The organism is Mucilaginibacter ginsenosidivorax (assembly GCF_007971525.1).
Taxonomy (GTDB): domain Bacteria; phylum Bacteroidota; class Bacteroidia; order Sphingobacteriales; family Sphingobacteriaceae; genus Mucilaginibacter; species Mucilaginibacter ginsenosidivorax.
In genome coordinates, this window is record NZ_CP042437.1 from 909,820 (window position 1) to 930,195 (window position 20,376).

A 20,376-nucleotide genomic window follows, 5' to 3' on the forward strand; every position below is an offset into this window, starting at 1 on the left:
TAATTAATTTGGTTAAATTGATTGAAGGATTACCATCCGGGATTTTGTTTCATATTCGGGTTCTTTAACACTTCATCGTAGGGTATAGGGTACAGGTACATAGCAGGCTGGTTAAATTTGGTATCCAGCGCTGTAACTATATTATAGGTTAAGCTCGATCCTATTTTATTGATAGACATACCTTTCAATGGCTGGTTCATGACCACATCGGCTGTTTTCCAGCGGCGGATATCCCAGTAGCGGCTCTCTTCAAAGGCAAATTCTATCCGGCGTTCGTTGTGGATGGCATCGCGCATCTCATCTTTGGTCATACCTGCTTTTAAGCCGTATAGGCCATTGCCGCCGGCTGCAATGCCTGCCCGCTTGCGAATGCTGATCATATCGTTATAAACATCGCTGGTAGCGCCATTTACTTCGTTTTCCGCCTCGGCATGCCCTAATATCACATCTGCATAGCGTATCACCAGCCAATCGGCGTTATGGCCCTGGAAACTGTTCGCGTTTTCTTCGTTACCCATAAATTTGCGCATGTAGTAGCCTGTTTTGGTTTGTTGCAGGCTGGTATTTGGCTTACTTTGGCCACCCTCATAAAGTTGCAGGTCGCTGTTAAGCCAGCGGGCGCCATTATAAAACACGGTATAACCAAGTCGCGGGTCGCGGTTGGCGTAGGGGTTATTGCTGTCGTAGCCAGATGCCGGGTCGGTAATAGCCAGGCCGTTACTCATCGGGAAAGCATCTACCAGTTGCTGGCTTGGGCTGGTTTGGCCTTTGGCAGCCGCGCCCGGGAAACCTATCGGCGCATTGGCGGTTTCAATCGCGTTATCAGAACCCGTTTGCCTTATCAGTATCATTTCGCTATTATTCTGGTTCAAAAACACACCCTTAAAATCATTAGGCAACGAGTAAGCGCCCAGGTTCATGACATCCTTTGCCGCCGCCGATGCAGCTGCCCAGCGGGCCAAACTATTATCGGTATAACCGGTAAGCGGGTTTGCGGCATCAATGTTACCGCCGTTAAATAAGGGGCTGGCGGCGTATAATAACACCCTTGCCTTTAAGGCCAGCGCGGCGCCCTTGGTTACCCGGTGCGCGTCGGCATTTGGGTTATCAACCGGGGCGGTTAGCAATGTATCTTTAATGGCATCGCATTCGCTTGTAATGTATTTAATGCAATCGGCAAATGAGTTACGGGGCAGCGATACGTTATCGCTTATGGTAAATACTTTATCGCCAAGCAACGGCACACCGCCATAACGTTTTACCAGTTCAAAGTAAAACAGCGCCCTTAAAAAACGGGCCTCGCTTTTCCACACGTACTTTTGCGAATAGCCTTTGTATTTGGCCATCACCGGCACTACGCCAATGTTATTCACAAAAATATTGGCCTTGCGGATGCCTGCATAATAGTATGCCCAAAGGTTTTCATCGGCAGGAATGGTGTATGAGTTGTATGCGGCGGTACCCAAAATGGTTACCTGGTTTGTTGGCCCCGATGCCGATGACATAGCATCGTCAGATGCGGCATCCAGGTAATCGCCGCCTACCCGGTTATGCCCGCTTTTCATTACCGGGTAAATGCCATACAAAAATTCCTGCGCGCTGCTGCCTAAGGAATCCTTAGGATCAAACACGTATTGAATGCCTACCTTATCAACCGGAAATTGCTCATATTTTTTACATCCTGCCAGTATTACCAAAATAAGTACGGCCGCTATGTGTATATTTTTAATTCTCTTCATGATCATAATTTTAATGTTGGCCAATAATTAAAGCTTAATGTTTATACCTGCATTAAACACGCGCTGTATGGGGTATGCCAAACCATACACTTCCGGATCCACGCCTTTGTAGCCGTAAAATGTGTACAGGTTTTCGCCATTGGCAAATACCCTGATGCCCGATAATCTTAATTTGCGTGCCCACTCCAGCGGCAGGCTGTATCCCACTTCGGCATTTTTAAGCCTCATGTAATTTGCCGACCGGATATACAATGTTGATAGCAAACCATTGTTAACATTGCCGGTTGATGATAAGCGCGGCAGGGTAGCTATATCGGCGGTTTCTGGTGTCCACCTTCCGGTTAAGGCGTCATAGCCCTGGCCCGAGTAAATGTTACCAAACGGACCAATGCCTGCAAAGCCATTTACCAGGTTGTTGTTGTAAATAATCTGGTGGTTGGTAACGCCCTGCATAATTACGCTTACACTAAAACCTTTATAGTTAACACCAAACGATAAGCCGTAATAAATTAAAGGTTTGGTATTGGCTATAGCCGATTGATCAAACTGGTTAATAACGTGGTCGCCGTTAAGATCTTTGTATTTTACATCTCCTGCCTGTGGCGTGTAGCCCACTGTGGTGGCGCTGGCGGCCGCATCCTGCGCGTTTTTAAAGAAACCCAAAGCAGTATAGCCAAATATCACATCGTTTGATAAGCCGGTGTGCCTTAACCATGGATACGGCGCGGGCTCTTCATCGCTGAATACATTGGTTGATGTTTGGCGGGTTGCATTACCGGTAATAAAGTAATTTAAATTACCGACGTGGTCCTGGTAGGTTAAGGTAAGCTCGGTACCTTTATACAACTTCACACCAATATTCTCCGCCGAGTAGGTGGTTCCTAACAAGGCTATGCTATTACCGCGGGTTTGTAACAGGTCGTAGTACCTGTCATGAAAGTAATCGGCAGTAATTTTAAAATGATCTTTAAACAGGGAGATATCGGTACCAATATCCAGTTTTTTGGCGTTTTCCCAACGGATGTAAGGGTTGGCCAGGGTATTTTCATTATAGCTTTGAATTACGCTGCGGGCAGTACCCAGTGTATACGGGTAGCCGATTGACGTACCGTAGGTTTGCAAAAAGTTATAGTAGCCAAAATTATCAACATTGGCGTTGCCGGTTTTGCCATAAGTAGCGCGCCATTTCCATGAGCTTATCCAGCTAATATCTTTTATAAAGCGCTCCTGCCCCATTTGCCAGCCTAAGCCAACCGCGTAAAACATGCCATACTGGTTACCGGGCGGATACCTGTTGTAGCCGCTACTATTGGCCGATGCTTCAATAAAGTATTTGCCATCGTAGTTGTAGCCCAATTTGGCCGCCCTGTTGGTGGTAACGCCAGATAAGTCATAATTTAAAACAACCGACCGGGTATCGTACAATAACATGCCGCTTACGGTGCCTTTTCCAAACTGTCTCTCGTAATTTAAAGCGGCCTGCGCAAAAGAATAACGGGCGCTTGATACCGTGGCAAAGCCGTTTGATTGCGATATTGGTGTACCCACTGCCGAGTATGAACTATCTTTGTTAAGCAAATAGGTATTGTTTTGCAGCGACCGGTTTACCAGGCCCTGCGATTCAAAAGCCAGGTTGCCCTTTAGTTTTACCGAGAGGCCTTTTGTTACGCTGCTTAAATCGTAATTAAGATCGAGGTTGGCCATTACATCGTTACTGTTGGTGCGCTGGTAGCCCGAAAACTGCGATTGCGATAACAGGTTATTGGTAAACAAGGTAGTACCGCCGAATGATCCGTTAGGGTTATAAACGGGGTAAGCGTTGTTTGGCGTATTGTACAATGTGTTCAAGATGCCCGAGTAGCCTGTTCCCGGCTGAGTGGCCTGTTGAATACGGCCAAACAATTGCAAATCAACCGTAAACTTTTTGGTAACGTTTACACTCAAATCGGAATTGATAATGTAGCGGCTAAGTTCGTTATTGGTATTATACGTTGCAGCCGGCGAGGTTTTAAACATGCCCTGCTGATCCATATAGTTTAACGACACACTGTATTGCGCCACGCTGCTGCCGCCGTTAACATTCAGTTTGTAGCTGCTAATTGGCGAACTGTTACGCAGCAAGGTATTAAACCAGTTTACATCCGGATGATGAGCAGGATCGGTATGGTTGCGGTAGGCGTTAAAGTCATCGGCGGTGTAAATAGTTGGCTTGCCATCGTTTTGCAGCGCTTCGTTATATAAATAAGCATACTGGTAGGCCGGCAGTGGTTTCGGCAGATCCAGGGGATGCTGCGAACCTGCTTCGGCCGTAAACGAAATGCGGGGCGCACCTGCCTGGCCATGTTTGGTAGTGATCAGTAAAACGCCGCGCGAGCTGTTGATGCCCAGCAAAATGTTTGACAAGGCATCCTTTAAAACCGATACAGATTCGATACTTTCCGGATCGATAGAAGAGATTTCGCGCTGTACCCCATCAATGATGGTTATAGGCGTTTGTCCGCGCAGCGATAAACCTATTTCGGTATTATCATTTGCCGAGTAATTGTTGTGCTGCACCACGTTGCCAATAAAATCGGCCACGGTTTGGGTGCTGGTTTGCGGGCTGGCAAAACCACTGTATTGCTGCGTATACAAGCCTGGCAGTTGCCCCGGCAATGCATAGGTATACAACGATGCCGGTGTAGTTGTAAGCTGGTTGGTATAAATGGCGGCGACCGACCCCAGGTTTGCAAATGCCTTTTTTGTGCCGTATAATACGTTTATCGTTTCGGGCGCTTTTAAATAGGTATCAAGCAATCTTATGGTGACAGGGCTTTTACTGCTGATCTTTACTTCGCTGGTGTAATAGTTAAGCATCGTAAATACCAGCTTGTCGCCGGTGGCAGCGTTAATCTCGAAGCGACCGTCTTTATCGGTAAAGCTGGCATCGGTTTTACCTTTTATCATTACCTTAACCCCGTTTAAAGGGTTGGCATATTCATCAAGTACAACCCCGCTTACCCAACCAGGATGGGTACTACCCCTGCCTGTGGTATCCTGCATAGCTGCGTACCCGGTTTTTACCAGCATAAGCATCAATATGACGAAACCTGTAAAGCATTTCTTTAAGTAGCAATAAGCCATAGTATAAGATTTAAATTGTTGGCAATAATTAAATATCGTTTTAGCAGCTACCTCAACCTGTTATTTTAAAACAAGATTAATTCAGCATCCTTTTGTATTATAATTGGTTACGAGCACTTAAAAGTGTAAACAAACGGCGCCAGTGTGTTACCATAGCCAACCTTTGCCGTGCCTGTTTTATCGGTAATGAAATACTCTATTTTGGTGATGGTTTGCGCGGCCGTAGTATTAAAAAACGATTTGGGCCAAAACGTTAGCTGGTACTTTTTACTGTTTGGCACCGCCTGTATCATTTTGGTTTTATCGGTTTGCTCGCAAACGCTGATGGTTTTACCATCGCTGGTATAAGCGGTAGCGCACAGGTAAGTTTCGGTAGCGTTGTTTAGCGGTGTGTTAACAACAGTACCATCAAAAGTTAAAGTAATGATGTCATTATCTAACGATTTTGGCGGGTTAACAGTGGTAAGCTGCGGATTGCAAAAATCAATCAGGTCGCCGGTGCCGCCTGTAACTTCAAAGCAGGGTGTTACCACTTCGCTGTAATAGGTACCAAACTGATCGCTGGTAAAGCCGTGGCCGGTATCGGTAATGGTGTAGCCTAATTTTACCAGGTAGTTATTATTATCGGCAGCCACTTTTGTTTTAATGGTGATATCGCCCTTAAATTCAAGCCCGCCGGTGTGCGAATATGCTTTATCTGATTGATAAGCCACCCATTCCATATCGTCAATAAGGTTACCACCTATCTGGAAAGTTTTTTTCATGTAGGCTGTCCAGGTAAGGCCGTTTCCGTTTTTGCCTAAGGTTCCTTCGGGTATCAGCGTCATGTTGCCGCTGCCCTGCGCGCCGGAGTAGGTTACAACGGTATTTTGTGCCGCTTTCCATCCTTTAGGGACCAAAAAGCCAAACACCAGGTAGTCTGGGCCGCCATCTGCAGCGGTTGGTATAGATAGGTGAACAGTTACCGTCATTGTAGACCCTGCTGTTGCAGTTGCAGGCTGGTCAACGCTGGTTATCACCTCGCCGCAGCAGGCCAGCACAATAGCCAGGGCAGTTAAGGCACAAAACTTCCATAAACCTTTACCTTTTATATGTAAGTATGATCTCATAAAATCTGTTGTATTAGTATGTTATGGTTTATGGTTAGTTAACTTTTTGCAGTACGTACACATAGCTGTTGTTTGGGCAGCCCGGGCTAAAAGTGATGCTCAGCTGCCTTTTGCCATTCACAATAGGGTAATTGAATGGTGTTGATACAGCGGTGCCCCCGGTTGCCGTAAACGTTATTTTAAACGGATATTCCGGATCGTCGAGCGAGAATTTGCCGTTGGCATTTACCAAAAAAGGCAGCGGGTTTTCAATGGTATAGCCGCCATCTTTAAAGTTTACCCTGAATTTGGTAAAATCGATAAGGGTGGTAAGCTCGGTGCCGTTGCGGGTTGCCCTGATCACCTGCCAGCTGCCCGTGATATCTTTGATAGATTCTTTTACCGGCAATACCTTTTCGGCTTTGCATGATGCCATCAAAATAGCCGCTATCGCTACCAGCAAAAAGCCGCACTGTTGCATTATATTATTCTTTTTCATTTGCTTTTTATCTTATAATGGTGATCAATACCCCGGGTTTTGTAACATCTCAGGCGATTTGGCTACCTCCGTTTGCGGGAAAGGCCACAGGTACATAGCCGTGCGGAAGTTGCGCTTGCGCACCGGGAAGGTTTTATAAGTAACCGATGCATTATTGCGGTCAACCTCCATACCGTAGGTTTGAATGTTGTCGGTTTGGTCGGCTATTTTCCAGCGGCGCACATCCCAAAAGCGGTGCTCCTCAAATGCCAGCTCAATACGGCGTTCGTTCTGAATGGCTTTGCGCATATCGGCCTGGTTTAAGCCGGTTGGCAACTGGTACGGGTTTAACCCTGCCCGCTGGCGGATAGCCTCAACAGCCTGGTAAACCTGTGTGGTTGGGCCCTCATATTCGTTGGCCGCCTCGGCGTAGTTAAGCAAAATTTCGGCATAGCGTATTAATGGCCAGCATCTTTTGGTTGGATGTGTAAAATCCTGCGATACGGCATCCGGATCGAGCATTTTGTTGGTGTAGTAGCCCGTACGGGTGCCCACGTTAACTGCGTCGGGACCTGTCGATTGGCCATTATAGGTACCGGTAAAAATATTAATAGGCGATTTGCCCGACGACAGCCTGTTTTGGATAAGCGTTTGATCGCGGATAACCGTATAATCTAAACGTGGGTCGCGGTTGGCATAAGGGTTTTGCGGGTCGTAGCCGGATGTTGGGTCGGTGATGGCTTTGCCCGTGTTCATCGGGAATGCATCAACTAAACCCTGCAAAGGCAGAGCGCCATTTTTGCCCGTACGCGATGGTGGTTGCCACAGGCTCTCAAAATCGGCATTATTGCCGCGCATCAGTTCAAAAATGTATTCGGTATTCAGGGGCAAGGTAAACAGGTGCTGAAAGCCATACCCGGGTGCCGTAGCATTATCCACATTGAGTTTATAGGCTCCTGTACCAATTACTGCAATAGCGGCATCCTCGGCCAGTTTCCAGCGTTCTTTATCATAAGTGGCATAGCCTACCAGTTCTTTTGTAGCGCCATCGCCTATCGATTGCCCGTTAAATAACGGACTTGCAGCGTACAACAAAACCCTTGATTTTAAGGCCAGGCAGGCACCCTTTGAAGCGCGGCCATAGTTTAAGCCGCTTTGAACGGTTGGCAACTCCAGCGCGGCGGTATCGCAATCGGCCAAAATATAGTTTACCGTTTCGGCGTAGGTATTCCGTTTTGCGGGGATGGCATCTGTGTAGTTGTAAATTTTATCGTTAACTATATGCACCCCGCCATAGTGTTTCAACAATATAGCATAGTACCAGGCCCTTAAAAAATGAGCTTCGGCGCGCATCTGCGTTTTGGTAAAATTATTTATAGGCGATTTTGGCAAATTGGCCAGCAGCTGGTTTACCGCACGAATGTTGGTATAGCTGTTTTTATAAGCATCATCGGTAACTACAGCTGCGTTTATAGTGCCCGATTCAAAAGCCAAAGCGGTAGAGCCGGCCGATGTGTAAACCTCGGCTTCGTCAGATGCGGCATCGAGCCCGCCGTTGGTTGTGGGCGATAAAATAGGCCCGTATAAAAAGCGGCCGGGGTTAAAGCTGAAACCCACATTACTGTAGATGTTTGACAAAAACGCCACCGTATTGGCGCTATCGGCAAATACCGTGCTTTGGGTTAAGTTTGATGTAGTGGTTTGCCCCAGGAAACCATCCTTTTTACAGGATGACATGCCCCAAAGCGCAAGCCCGATCATCGAAAAAGTAAGAACCTTGAAGTAAATTTTTTTCATATTACAGGTTTATTTACAATAGCATATTTTTAACACTACAAGTCCATTTAAACAATATCGAAAAATCGATTTAGCTAAATTTGACAGCTTTACGCAGATTGCCTAAAAAAAAGTATATTGGTATTAGTTGGTTTACAACAGATGTTTAATCTGACTGCTAATTTAAATCATAAAAACGATTTAGCAAATTTTTTGAACACTTTTTTTTAATTTATTTTGTTTGCATTAAAATCTGATAAAAATTAAAAAAGTGTTTAAAAACCGGGCCAAATATTACAAGCCCGGTAATTAAATTTCGTAACACTATCCCCTACTTTATTTTGTTAAAGTAGCGGCTAAAAAACAGCGCCTGGTAAACAACCGAGTTGCTCCAAAATTCCCAGGTATGCGCTCCAGGCCTTACTGTAAAATCATGCGGAATCTTACGCATTAAAAGCTCATTATGAAAAGCAACATTTGCCGGGTATAAAAAGTCATCGTAACCGCAATCAAACGTAATAAGCAGCGAGTTTGGTTTTAACAGGTATATCATATTGATAACGCTGTTTTTTTCCCACCTTTCGGGATATTGGCTGTATTTTCCCAATACCTGCTCGATACCAAACGCATCCGAAAAGGGCCTGATATCCAACGCGCCGCTCATGCTGCCCGCCGCGCCAAAAGTATCCTGGTGTTTAAAGGCGATGTACATGGCACCGTGTCCACCCATACTTAAGCCTGTAATGGCCCTCCCGCTCCTATCGGCAATTGTAGCGTAATGTTTATCAACCCAGTTCACCAGTTCGGTTCCAACATAGGTTTCGTATTGCCAGTCCTTATTCATGGGGCTATCAAAATACCAGCCTGCAAAATTGCCGTCGGGACATACAATCATCATTTGATACTCATCGGCCAGTTTGGTAATGGCGGGTACTTTTAAAATCCAATCGCTGTAATTGCCGCTAAAGCCATGCAACAGGTACAGCACCGGAAACTTTTTGCCTGCCTGGTAACCTGCAGGCCTTATTACTACCGCCTTAATATCCTGGCGCATGGCATTGCTGTGCGTTAAAACGGTATCTACCGTAGCTGCATCAACCTTTATAAAGCTTATAAAAAAGGCTATAAGGGCTATTATTGTTTTTTTATTCATATGGGTATAGGTGTTTTCCGGTTGTGGTTATTTGGCAGCTATGATAGTAATGCGGTGATTTTTGGGTTTGTTAATGGCATAAATCTGGTCGGTTAATACATCCGTTTCTTTTTGCCAGGCATCGCGCAGGCTTTTGTAACGGGCGCGGCTGTAGTTATCTTTATTGCCGTTCACAAAAATGTCCTTCACAGCGTATTTTTTTACGGTATCCATAGCGGCGTTGCTATCGTTGTGCAACAAACCTTTACCCTTTAAAAAATCATACTGCATCCAAACGTACATTCTTGTACGGCGTTCAATATCCCAGCGCTCTTCGTTAAGTTCGCGAACCTGGATGGCCTGCTGGTATTGGGGAGTAGTGGTAATTTCGGCCATGTTAACGCCATCGGCCAGTTGCCGGGCCGACCAGTTGCCTATCTGCTCGCCGTCAATCATCACCTTATAATCGCCGTCTTTTAGGCCTTTAACGCTCAACAATTCCTGGTTAAAATCTTTGGTAAACGGAACTACCTTTAGCGCATCGGCCTGTTTTTTACGATTGCCCCAGCCACGCGGAATGGTATCAATTGGATAAGGCAACGAATTGGCCAGGTAATTAAACGCAACCGAATCTGCACCGGCCGTTACGTTACTGATGCGGCAGTTTACGGCTTTTAACACTTTTTTGCTTTGGGCATTGATGCTTAAATCGGCAACATACTGATTATCCAGCCCCTGGGCCTTTAAAAACAGGTAGGCCATTACCAGGTGTCCGTCGTTATCGGGGTGCACCCTATCGTTAGGCGTAAGGCTAAAAGTGGAATCTTTCGCCTGTTCGCGCAGGTTAATGGCTGCCATGGGGTGATAAAAATCGACATAACCATAGCCGTTTCTTTTAGCCGCTTCCTGCTGAAAATCGATAATTTTCGAAAACGCTATGCTTTTCTTAGGATAGATATTTTTGGTGGTGAACTTAGAAGTTTCATCATACGGCGAACCCAAAATGAAGATCTTTTTAATATCCGACAGACGTTTCAGCTTATCCTCCAGCATGCCGTAGTATTTGTAACTCCCCTGGATCCTTTTATCCATAACATCCTGCGCATCGGCACGGTACCATTCAAAATAGCCGCTATCATTCATGCCCCAGGTAAGGGTTAAAACGTTAGGCTTTTTATCAAGCACATCATCATCAAACCTGTCATAAATCTGGCCTATAACATCGCCGCCAATGCCTGCATTAAAACAGGTTATCCGCATGTTGGGGTAATGCGTCATGTAATACAGCCAAATGTACGAGTGGTAGTGCCCGCCATCGGTAATGCTGTTGCCCACAAATGCCACCCTGTCGCCCGCCTTAAACGGTGCGATTTTTTGCGCGCTGGCCCAAACGGAAAGGCTAATGCCGGCTAATAGTAAAAATGCTTTTTTCATTGTATGGTTGTTCAAATTATATTCTTTTCTGCGCTCTTTGTAATTCCCCTCTCGAGAGGGGGAGCGAAAGACCGGGCGGCTGCAGGGGTGTGTTGGCCGGCGTTTAATTAGCTGCTCGTATAAAACACACCCCTCCCCCCTCTCAAGAGGGGAATCGCACCTTCCCGCGCTTTTTTTTTAATTCCCCTCTCAAGAGGGGGGCGCGAAAGGTTGAGCGATGGCAGGGGTGTGTTAGGCGGCGTTCATTAGCCTCCGTATCGCCCCCCCCCTCTCAAGAGGATCGCACTTTCCCCGCTTTTTCTTTTTAATTCCCTTCTGTTTCCTGTTACAATCCCACCAGCGAATACGGTATCCGTACCCCTTTTACCTGGTAATAATTGGGGTCCTGGTTATTATTAAAACAGGTTTGGGTTGAGCAGCTGCCACCATCGGCATTATAGTTTAAGCAATAGGTAACCAAAAGCTCATTATGCCCATTATTAAACTCGGGATGTATTGCCGGCGTATAATATTTAGCCAGGTGCCCGTTGTACATATCATTAATGGTAAATACCAATTGCGGCGCAGTAAACGGCCCCTTCGGACTGGTTGCTGTAGATATATAAATATTGTGGTTGCCCGGATCGCAGAAGTAACCCAGATCCATTTGCATCATTACGTATTTGCCGTTCACTTTTGATATGATTACGTTTTGCTGCGTTGTATTGCCCGAACCAACTGTAATTGCAGCTGTTGATGCAGATTGCAGGCTGGCCGACCAGCCTGTGCCTGTCCAGAATGTCCAATTGGTTGGGTTGTTTGCCGCAAACCGCGCCAGGAATACATTTGATAAATTAAAATAAACACTTTTGCTGCCATATACATAAACCGAGTCGCCAGCCGGATTTTTCACCATCCCGTTGGAAAAACCGACATCAGTTTGGCCCGACATACCGTTAGGCGTAAGCCTTGTTGCCGCCCCCCAATTTAAACCTGCCGTGTTTTGGTTAATGGAGTAAACAGCCTGGTTTGCAGGGGTCGACCCGTTTGCTGATTCATAAGTATACAACAAAACTTTGCTACCTGCCTCAATCCCAATGCCCGGCCAGCGATAAGTACTGTTATGGTCGCCGGGGCTCTCAATGATCTCCAGGTTGCTAATGGGCGAATTTGTAGTAGTTATATTAGGCGTTAATGATTGATCCCAGCTATGACTTGCCGGCTGTAATAAAGCCGAATTATGGTATTTAAAAAACTGGCAATACAATTGTCCGTTTGATTGTAGCTGATCAGCCGCATAAGCATCCTCGGTTATCCAAAGTACCTTTCCGCTATTGGCTCCATAGGTAAGGGCAATACTTTTACCTTCATCAAAAGCAACTGTACCGTTTGCCCGGTGAAAAAAGTTTACCACATCGTCATCACGATATGATTCGGCAGCAATGCTGTTCAACACCCATTGTTGGGAGGTATTGCCCGATACAAAAGGCTCCTGGGTGATGGCCGTACCATTACTGGTTGACGCACCTTCGTTTGTTACCGCCAAAACGTTGCCTACATTAATAATCTTGTACACATTGGTACCTACCGATTGGATGTACCACTGCTGGGCGTTGTTGGTATTGGCTTTATCCTGCCATAAACCTACTCCCGGCGTGGTAGATGCCAGGGGTACCTCAAGGTATTTGCCACTGGCAACATTCATGAGTTTAAATTTGGTGCTGCTGGTAATGGCGCCGGTACCTTGCTGAACGATGTACCATTTTTGGTTAGGGTTAGTTGCAGTACCGCTGCCAAAATACTGGTATTGCTGGGCGGCGTTACCATCATTTAACATTCCCACGCCATTTATTTCGATGATTTTACTGCTGGATACATTACTGATATAAAAAGTGCCATACGCGGACACGGACGAACCGGACAACGGAATTTTGGCCCCTCCGGAATTAGTTACAGGAGGCTCGGGTTTAGCCGACTTTTCGCGCTTGCAGGCAGTGAGTAAGGCGGTGCCCACAATAAGCAGGGTAAATAATTTGGTTTTCATAATTTGGTTTTAATTAATTGATAGATATATAATTTATTATTGGTTTTTCATAAATCGATTTAGCATATCTTCACAATTCAACCACTCTTAATTAAAACATTACTTATATTAAATTCCCCAGTTTTTATTGGGCTTGCTGCCCATGGTAAGTTCCAGTGTGCCGCCCGCGGCTATATCTTTAAAGTCGAGGTAACACTTGTTGTAAGCCCTGCCGTTTAACTTTGCGCTTTGGATGTAAACATTGGCCGCCGAGTTTTTAAGCGCGGTTATTGTAAACGTTTGTCCTTTGGCATACTTAGGGTCGAGCCTTAAAACTACTTTATTAAATACCGGGCTTGTAATTTCCTGACGGGTATCACCAGGGCAAACGGGATGCAGCCCACTGGCTGCCAGCACATACCAGGCCGACATTTGCCCTACGTCTTCGTTCCCAACCAGGCCATCAACCGAGTTAAGGTAAGCACGACGACAAATTTCCCTGGTCCATTTTTGTGTCAGCCAAGGTGCGCCTAAGCGATTATACAAAAACGGCACATGATGAACCGGCTCGTTGGAATGGTTGTAGTAATCATTCCACATCATGTTATTTGGGGCCTTTTCAAAAAAGTTGTTAAGGTCGGCAATGGTTTTGGCGTTGCCACCCATCATTTGGGCCATGCCTTTTACGTCCTGTGGTACAAACCAGCCTTGCTGGTAGGGGTTACTTTCAATAGTGCCATACCATTGTTTGGTACGTGCCGAATCGGGCCAGGCTTTCCAGTTGCCATTATCATCTTTGGGCCTGTACCAGCCTTTTTCGGTGTCGAACACATTTTTGTATGCCTGTCCGCGCTGGCTATATTTTGCAGCGTCGGCAGTTTTACCCAGCCATTTAGCCAGCTGACCGGTACACCAGTCGGTATAGGCATATTCCAATGTTAAGGATATGCTTATATCGCCACCGCTAAAACCCTTATCGCCATTACCAAATTTTTCAACCGAGCCCACGGCAAGGCGATAAGCCTCGGGCACGTTATAATTGCGGATACCTTTAGTGTAAGCATCGGCAATTACCGATACAGCCGGGTTACCAATCATACAGCCGCTATAAGCGTTCATGATCTCCCAGCGTTCCAGGTAATCCATTTTCTTTTCCTGCGCTAATGTTACCAGCGAATTGATCTCATCGTTTACCAGGCCCGGGTTTATGATGGTTTGCAGGGGCATCTGGCTCCGGAACACATCCCATCCGCTAAAAATAGTCCGCTTGTTAAAATTGGCAGTTTGGTGTGTTTTACCATCGCCGCCCGGATACCTGCCATCCACGTCGCTGATGATTCTCGGATCTATCATGGTATGGTACAGCGCCGTATAAAATACCGTTTTTTGATCTGGCGTGCCGCCCTGCACACTTGCTTTTGACAAAGCTTTATTCCATAAAGCAATGGCTTTTTGGTGCAGGGCATCAAAATTCCAATCCTTAATCTCGGTATTCAAATTATTTTTTGCTCCCGCGATGCTTACAAAGGATATGCCTGTTTTAAGCAGTACCTGTTCATTGGCCCGGGTGGCAAATTGGGTATAAAAACCCAGGTGCTTACCTTGTTTTTCTGTTGCGCCTTTTAATACTTCGGCTTCGGCCACCCTATCTAAATATTTTTTCCCGGTTACATCGTCCAGCTTACGGCTCCAGTCATCGGGGATATTGGCGCTCCAAACACCAAAGTCCTTCAGCGGTTTGCTAAACTCGGCATAAAAATAAACGGTGTAATCGGCATGGCCGTCGCCATTGCCCCAGCCGCCGCCATCTGGCGTACATTTCATCCAGCCTTCAATAGTATGATCATTAACAACTTTTACATATTGCAGGGTTGAGGTGCCCCCTACCCTGCGCGCCAAATCAATTTGAATACGCGAATCAGTACCTTGCGGAAATGTAAAACGCAGCATGCCGCTATGTTGTGCAGCGGTCATTTCGGCTTTAATATTATGATCGGTAAGCAGAGCGCTGTAATATCCTGCGGATGCTTTTTCACTTTTTTTGTCGTATTGCGAACGATAGCCCTTCATGGAGCCATCCAGTTTGCCGGCTATGGTGTACATTTTACCGGCGGTAGGCATCACCAGGAAGTTGCCAAGGTCGCCGTACCAGCCTATACCGCTCATTTGGGTCATGGCAAAGCCTTCAATACTGGTATGCTCAAAGCTGTAACCCGGTCCATTATCGCCACCCGTTATGGTGTTTGGACTTATCTGTACCATACCGTAAGGTGTGGTAGCCCCCGGAAATGTTTTACCCAGGCCGTGGTAAACTCCGGCCTCATCTGCATTGGTAGTTGCACCAATAAAAGGATTTACGTAAGCAGCCGGTGTTTGAGCCTTTAACCCTGCCACCCCAAAAGTTAACGCAGCAGTTAACAGCACAGTAAAACATTTTTTGCCCGACAAAGCAACAAAACCAGCCCTTTTATTATTGGTCATCTTTTTAATCCCTGGAAATATATTTTAGAAACTCTTTTTATAATTGGTAATTATCGACCAAATTATCTAATAAAAACGATTTAGCAAAATTTTGTATGATAATTTTTACAAAGTTTTTTTAGGGCGCTGCGGTTTATGGTGACAGGGCTTTTTTAACACAGTTTGAATCTGCTGGATTTCATCAATTAATAAAACCGAATGTCATTTCGAATCCCTTGAAGGGCTGGAACGTGTGGGGAAAGGGTGAGAAATCTTGTACGTTTCGCATTCTGTGGGCTTGTAGTGATGCAGGGAGTACAAGATTTCATCTCCCTCCGGCACCTACCGTGTACACACATCTTTTGAATCTCATCAATTAATGAAACCCGTTGTCATTTCGAACGAAACTGGGATGGGTTGGAGCGGTGGGGTGAGGAGAAATCTTGTACGCCTCGCATTCCGAGGGCTTGTGGTGATGCAGGGAGTACAAGATTTCTCCTTCGCGCTCCCGCTCTTTGCCCCCTTGCTCCATCGAAATGACATTTTTCTTTTATATAAAACACATAGATACACGGTAGCCCCGGCACTCATCCCTATCGGGTTCGTTCTTATGACAATCCATTTATTAATGACATGAAATAAAAAGATTGGCCCACACCGGTCTTCTTTACAAACAAATAGCCACCCGGCGAATGCGGAATGGCTATTTGTTTACTTTATATATAGTTGCATCAAACTACAACCGGTCATGCGTATAAAAAGCAATTTCTTCCATGGTCATAAAATGTCCGCCGCCCCAGTTGGTTAATAGCTTAAACCTGTAGTACCTGAATTTGGGCGTACCATCGGCCACGGTAAATTCTTCACCGGCCAATGCAAAGGCTACGTCGGCCGCCGTGTTTTGTCCCGGAGGTAAACCTGAAGGCTTCACTGATGTATAGGAGCCTATTTTTGTCCAGCTGGAAAAACTGCCATCTGCCGACGGGCTGTTGCTGCCGTACAGCTCAAAGGTTTTTACGCTCTCCAGGTTGTACAGCCTGTCATTGGCCTGCCAAACTTTAAAACGGCTTATTGAGGCCGATGCGCCGCTATCAAACGTAAACCAGCAAGGGATGATGGATTGCGTGGCAAAGCCCGGCGGGTTGTAATTTTCGTCCCACAGGTAGCTTTGCAGCCAGCCGTACCCGCCTTCATTTACGTCGGTAGGTAAAGTAACCAGGGCAAATTTCGATTTATCAAGCTGCCTTTCAAACTTTGGCAAAGTAACTGTTGACGCGGGGGGCGAAAACGTTTCAAACGCGGTTGAATCGGGCTTGTATAATGATTTGTAGGTAAGCTGCGTGCTTTCTTTATAATCGGGCAGCTCGGTGCTGGTTTCGGTTGGAGGTATCACTATTTTGCGGGCGGCTCCATTTTGCCCGGTATAACTAATTTCCACTCCTAACTCTCCGCCGGCAGGTACGCCCCAGCTCAGTTCTATTTTATTGCCATCGGCGCTTTCGGTTAAGGATTTTAACGTCCTGTTGGTTAATGAGGTCAGATAGCTTGGGCCATAAACAATTCCCGATCCGTTAATAACTACCGATTTATGGTTTTGGCTATCAAAAGTGTATACCGTAAAATTATAGTTGCCCTCGGTAAGGTTAGGAACAATCACTTTAACGGTATCCTTACCGCCCGAATGCGTTACGGGTACATCGGTAGAGTCGACCTGGTTATTCCAGTATACCCTGATTTTGGTAACCAGCGGGTCGTTACCCAAAACTACAGCCAATTGTACCCGGTTGTAACCTGCCTGTACCAGCACGGTATCTGCCCGGCCGGGGTAAGTGATCTCGCCGCCCTTTTCAAATTTTTTATAAGCATCGCCCGTTGTTTTTGTGCACGAGTTTAACCCGGCAATAAGGCCAAGCACATACAGGAGGGCAAAATATTTTATCGTTTTCATAAATTCTTTTTTTGATCATTAATTAGTTGCATCTCCATACATCATGAGCTCATAAAAATTGACGTACGACCCGTTTGACCAATTTTTTAATGTCCTGAACCTGATGTAGCGTACTTTGGGTGTATTGAGCGGGAAGGTTACGGTTTCGCCCGCAAGCGCCGCATCTATATCGGCCTGCGAAAGCTGCCCTTCGGGCAAGCCCGACGGTTTGATTTGTGTGTGCGAAACCAGCAAGGTCCAGCTGCTATCATAACTGCCATCGGGGTTAGGGTTGTTTGATCCCCATATTTCAACCACCCGCGGGTTGTGCAGCGTATAAAAGAAGCTTGGGCGCATAAACCACACCAGGCGGCTTAGTTTGGCAGTTACCCCCATATCAAAGGTAAATTGCTGCGGCATCCTCGATGCATCGCCAGTATGGTAAAAGCCATCATTTACGTTGCCATCAAAAAGGCCGGCTATGTTGCCGCCGTAGCCAAGCGGTGCATCGGTAGGTAAAACTATGCCCTTCATTTTTGTACGATCGAGCAATTGCTCAAACAATGGGGTTACCGTTACCATCAAGGTATCTGAAAGGTTGCCCCACCTGTCGCGCACAAAAATGCCAAATTTGGTAGGTGTTGCGGGCAGGCCCCGGGTAGAGAAATCGCCTTTTTTAAGGCTGGTATAATCGGTATTGATAGGCACAAATTGTTTAAGCGAATCGTTGGAAAGCACAACAATGGCCAGGCTCTCTTCGGTAGCGTTTACAAACTTTACGTTGATGCCGCCAAAATCGGGCGATACCACCAGGCTATCGCGAACAAGCCTTACCGAGGGCGTTAAAGGGTGCACCGTTACCATGGTTGGCGCCGATGCATTCTCGCTTTTATCAACCGCGTACAACGTAACCTGGTAAGCATCGGTATCGCCAAAGCCAACTACCGTTAAGTTACTGTTATACCGGCTCACTTTGGTTTCGCGCACTACGCCCTGTTTGGTGGTGTACACGGCCCTGATGTATAACAAATCGGCATCGTTAGGCAGGGCATAACTTATTTTTGCCGAACCGTGCAGGTTCTCGACGCTTACGTTGGTTACCGGCCCCGGCGCAACCCCATCTTTGGCAACGGGTTCAAGCTTATCCTGCTTACAGGAGTTAATGGCCAGTACAGCCAAACTCATCAGGCACATTAATAATATCTTTTTCATTATCTTATATTTTTTGATGGATATAATTTTTTTTACCGACATCATTTGCATTTTAACTACCATCCTGAATTTTGAACCAGGTTTGGATTAACCTGCAAATTGTACTCTTTAATTGGCCAGAAATAATCGCGCGGGGCCACAAACCTTGGGCTGTACAGCAGCACCCTGCGGTTATAATCTTCATAGCTGCTTTGCAAAATATCCCAGCCATAAATTGGTGCGCTCAATACCTGCGGCGCGGTTTTCCAGCGGCGAAGGTCCCAAAAGCGGCTGCCTTCAAATGCCATCTCGATACCGCGCTCCTGGCGGATGATGTCGCGCAGGCCACTAACACTGGTATATTTGGCCGGATTGGTAGAAAAATTGGTCCATGAACTCTCTACCGATTGCAGGCCTGCCCTTGCCCTTACCTGGTTTAGGTAGGGCAAAGCCGCAGCCGAATTGCCCGACTCATTCAACGCTTCGGCATATAACAGGTACAAATCGCTCAGGCGCATTACCGGCCATGGGTACGATTCAACAGTTACGTTGGTTGATGAGAATACCAGGTTCCAGTTCACTATTTTTTTGGTGTAGTAGCCGGTAATGGAATACAAGCGGCTTTGCTTTTTACCTGAGTATTGCTCCAGTTTGCTTTGCACATTATAGGTGCCGTTTTTCATAAACCAGGTTGAGCCATCAAAAGCCATATCGGCATAAAAACGGCGTTCCCTGTCAAAATGCAGCCCCACGGTTTGGTAGCCGTTTTGCATACCGGCATCGGCGCTTGTGGTGGTGCGCAGTTTAAAGCGGTTGGCGTAATCCCAGGTTTTATCTTCTTCAATAGGTACGCCGTTTTTGGTGTAAAACAGCTCGGCCATTTTTAGCGGCGGCGCCAGCTTGCCTTTTAAATCAAGATTGATGTTATTAGGGTCGAGCTGCGGAATGGCATACTCCTGTAACCGGAAGGTTGGGTTACCGCTTGATGTTAAGCCCCAGATCAGTTCGCTGTTCCACTTTTCGCAAACCGAATTCCGAATGTTCATTTCTACCTTGGTTACATCATCAACAGCGGTAATGCCCGGTGCAAAATAATACAGCTTTAACCCTGCTGCCGCGGCAGCATCAATGGCAACTTTACAGGCGGCAGCAGCCCTTGTCCATTTGGTGGCATCATACTGCGGGTTAAAAAGCAGTTTGCCATTATTGGCCTTTAAGCCTGCAAAATCATTATTGCCGTTAAACAAGGGGCTGGCACCGGTAACCAGCACACGTGCTTTAATAGCAAGGGCCGCTACCTTGGTAACCCGGCCAAGCTCGGTTGATGCGCTGGTAATTACACTTGGCAAGCCGGTGTTATCGTCGCCTGCGGCAGCATCGTCAAGCAGCCGGGCAATGTAATTCACTACCGAGTCGGCCGGCTGGCGGTATACTTTAACCTCTTCGGGCGGCGCTGTTATGGATATGTTTTTATCCATGATGGGTATAGGCCCATACATCCTGAACAGGTACCAGTGAAAATATGCTTTTAAAAATTTGGCCTCGGCTACCCAGCGTACTTTAACATAGGGTTGCAAATCGGTTACTTTATCCAAATTATCTAAAAAGGTATTACAGGCCCTTATGCCCTGCCATAACGATTTGCCATCATAGCCATCCCAGTAGTTCATGTAAGGATCGGCCCGGTTTTGGTTGCCGCGGGCAATGTTATAGGGGTCAAGGTAAAAGAAATCTTCGGTCATGGGCCAGTAGGTCCAGGCTTCGTCGCCACCGCTGAAGGCAGGGTTTTTATCGGGATGCCCTTCCTGCGGCAGGTACGAGTACAGGGTAAACAAATATTTTTCGGCCTCGTTGCGGTTGGCAAAGGCATTATCAATGGTTGCCACGTTATCGGGCACCACATCAAGGTAACTTTTTTTACAGGACGACATGCCTGCCACTATGAGCAGCAACAAGGCAAGGCCTATAGATTTCCGGCCCAAAAGGCCCGAATACCGGGTGTATATAGTTAACAATTTCATCTCGA

The 20,376-nt window shown here is 46.4% G+C and carries 12 protein-coding genes; all 12 read right to left on the reverse strand.

What is annotated here, in order from left to right:
- Nucleotides 1–29: 29 nt before the first annotated feature.
- Nucleotides 30–1,739: a RagB/SusD family nutrient uptake outer membrane protein gene (locus FSB76_RS03760; protein ID WP_147052260.1), complete on the reverse strand. Its 1,710-nt coding sequence runs from the start codon at nt 1,737–1,739 to the stop codon at nt 30–32.
- Nucleotides 1,740–1,766: 27 nt separating this feature from the next.
- The gene (locus FSB76_RS03765; protein ID WP_147052261.1) at nt 1,767–4,862 is read right to left on the reverse strand and encodes a SusC/RagA family TonB-linked outer membrane protein; all 3,096 of its coding nucleotides are present in this window, start codon (nt 4,860–4,862) and stop codon (nt 1,767–1,769) included.
- A 107-nt stretch (nt 4,863–4,969) separates the two neighbouring features.
- Nucleotides 4,970–5,971, reverse strand: a complete 1,002-nt coding sequence (locus FSB76_RS03770) for a DUF4961 domain-containing protein (RefSeq protein WP_147052262.1) — start codon at nt 5,969–5,971, stop codon at nt 4,970–4,972.
- Between the two features lie 34 nt (nt 5,972–6,005).
- Complete coding sequence (locus tag FSB76_RS03775; protein ID WP_225976409.1) at nt 6,006–6,449, reverse strand: DUF5004 domain-containing protein; 444 nt, start codon at nt 6,447–6,449, stop codon at nt 6,006–6,008.
- 24 nt (nt 6,450–6,473) lie between these two features.
- Nucleotides 6,474–8,225, reverse strand: coding sequence for a RagB/SusD family nutrient uptake outer membrane protein (locus FSB76_RS03780; protein ID WP_147052263.1), 1,752 nt, complete (start codon nt 8,223–8,225; stop codon nt 6,474–6,476).
- Nucleotides 8,226–8,535: 310 nt separating this feature from the next.
- Nucleotides 8,536–9,357: an alpha/beta hydrolase gene (locus FSB76_RS03785; RefSeq protein ID WP_147052264.1), complete on the reverse strand. Its 822-nt coding sequence runs from the start codon at nt 9,355–9,357 to the stop codon at nt 8,536–8,538.
- A 27-nt stretch (nt 9,358–9,384) separates the two neighbouring features.
- Nucleotides 9,385–10,770: an SGNH/GDSL hydrolase family protein gene (locus FSB76_RS03790; protein WP_147052265.1), complete on the reverse strand. Its 1,386-nt coding sequence runs from the start codon at nt 10,768–10,770 to the stop codon at nt 9,385–9,387.
- A 325-nt stretch (nt 10,771–11,095) separates the two neighbouring features.
- A complete protein-coding gene (locus FSB76_RS03795; protein ID WP_147052266.1) occupies nt 11,096–12,793 on the reverse strand; it encodes an RICIN domain-containing protein in 1,698 nt (565 codons plus the stop codon).
- A 108-nt stretch (nt 12,794–12,901) separates the two neighbouring features.
- Complete coding sequence (locus FSB76_RS03800) at nt 12,902–15,253, reverse strand: GH92 family glycosyl hydrolase (RefSeq protein ID WP_147052267.1); 2,352 nt, start codon at nt 15,251–15,253, stop codon at nt 12,902–12,904.
- 715 nt (nt 15,254–15,968) lie between these two features.
- Entirely contained in the window at nt 15,969–17,180 is a 1,212-nt protein-coding gene (locus FSB76_RS03805) for a DUF4998 domain-containing protein (protein WP_147052268.1), read from the reverse strand.
- A gap of 18 nt (nt 17,181–17,198) precedes the next feature.
- On the reverse strand, nt 17,199–18,371 hold the full coding sequence (locus tag FSB76_RS03810) for a DUF5000 domain-containing lipoprotein (protein WP_158642832.1): 1,173 nt from the start codon (nt 18,369–18,371) through the stop codon (nt 17,199–17,201).
- 56 nt (nt 18,372–18,427) lie between these two features.
- Nucleotides 18,428–20,371, reverse strand: a complete 1,944-nt coding sequence (locus tag FSB76_RS03815; protein WP_147052270.1) for a RagB/SusD family nutrient uptake outer membrane protein — start codon at nt 20,369–20,371, stop codon at nt 18,428–18,430.
- Between the last annotated feature and the right edge of the window lie 5 nt (nt 20,372–20,376).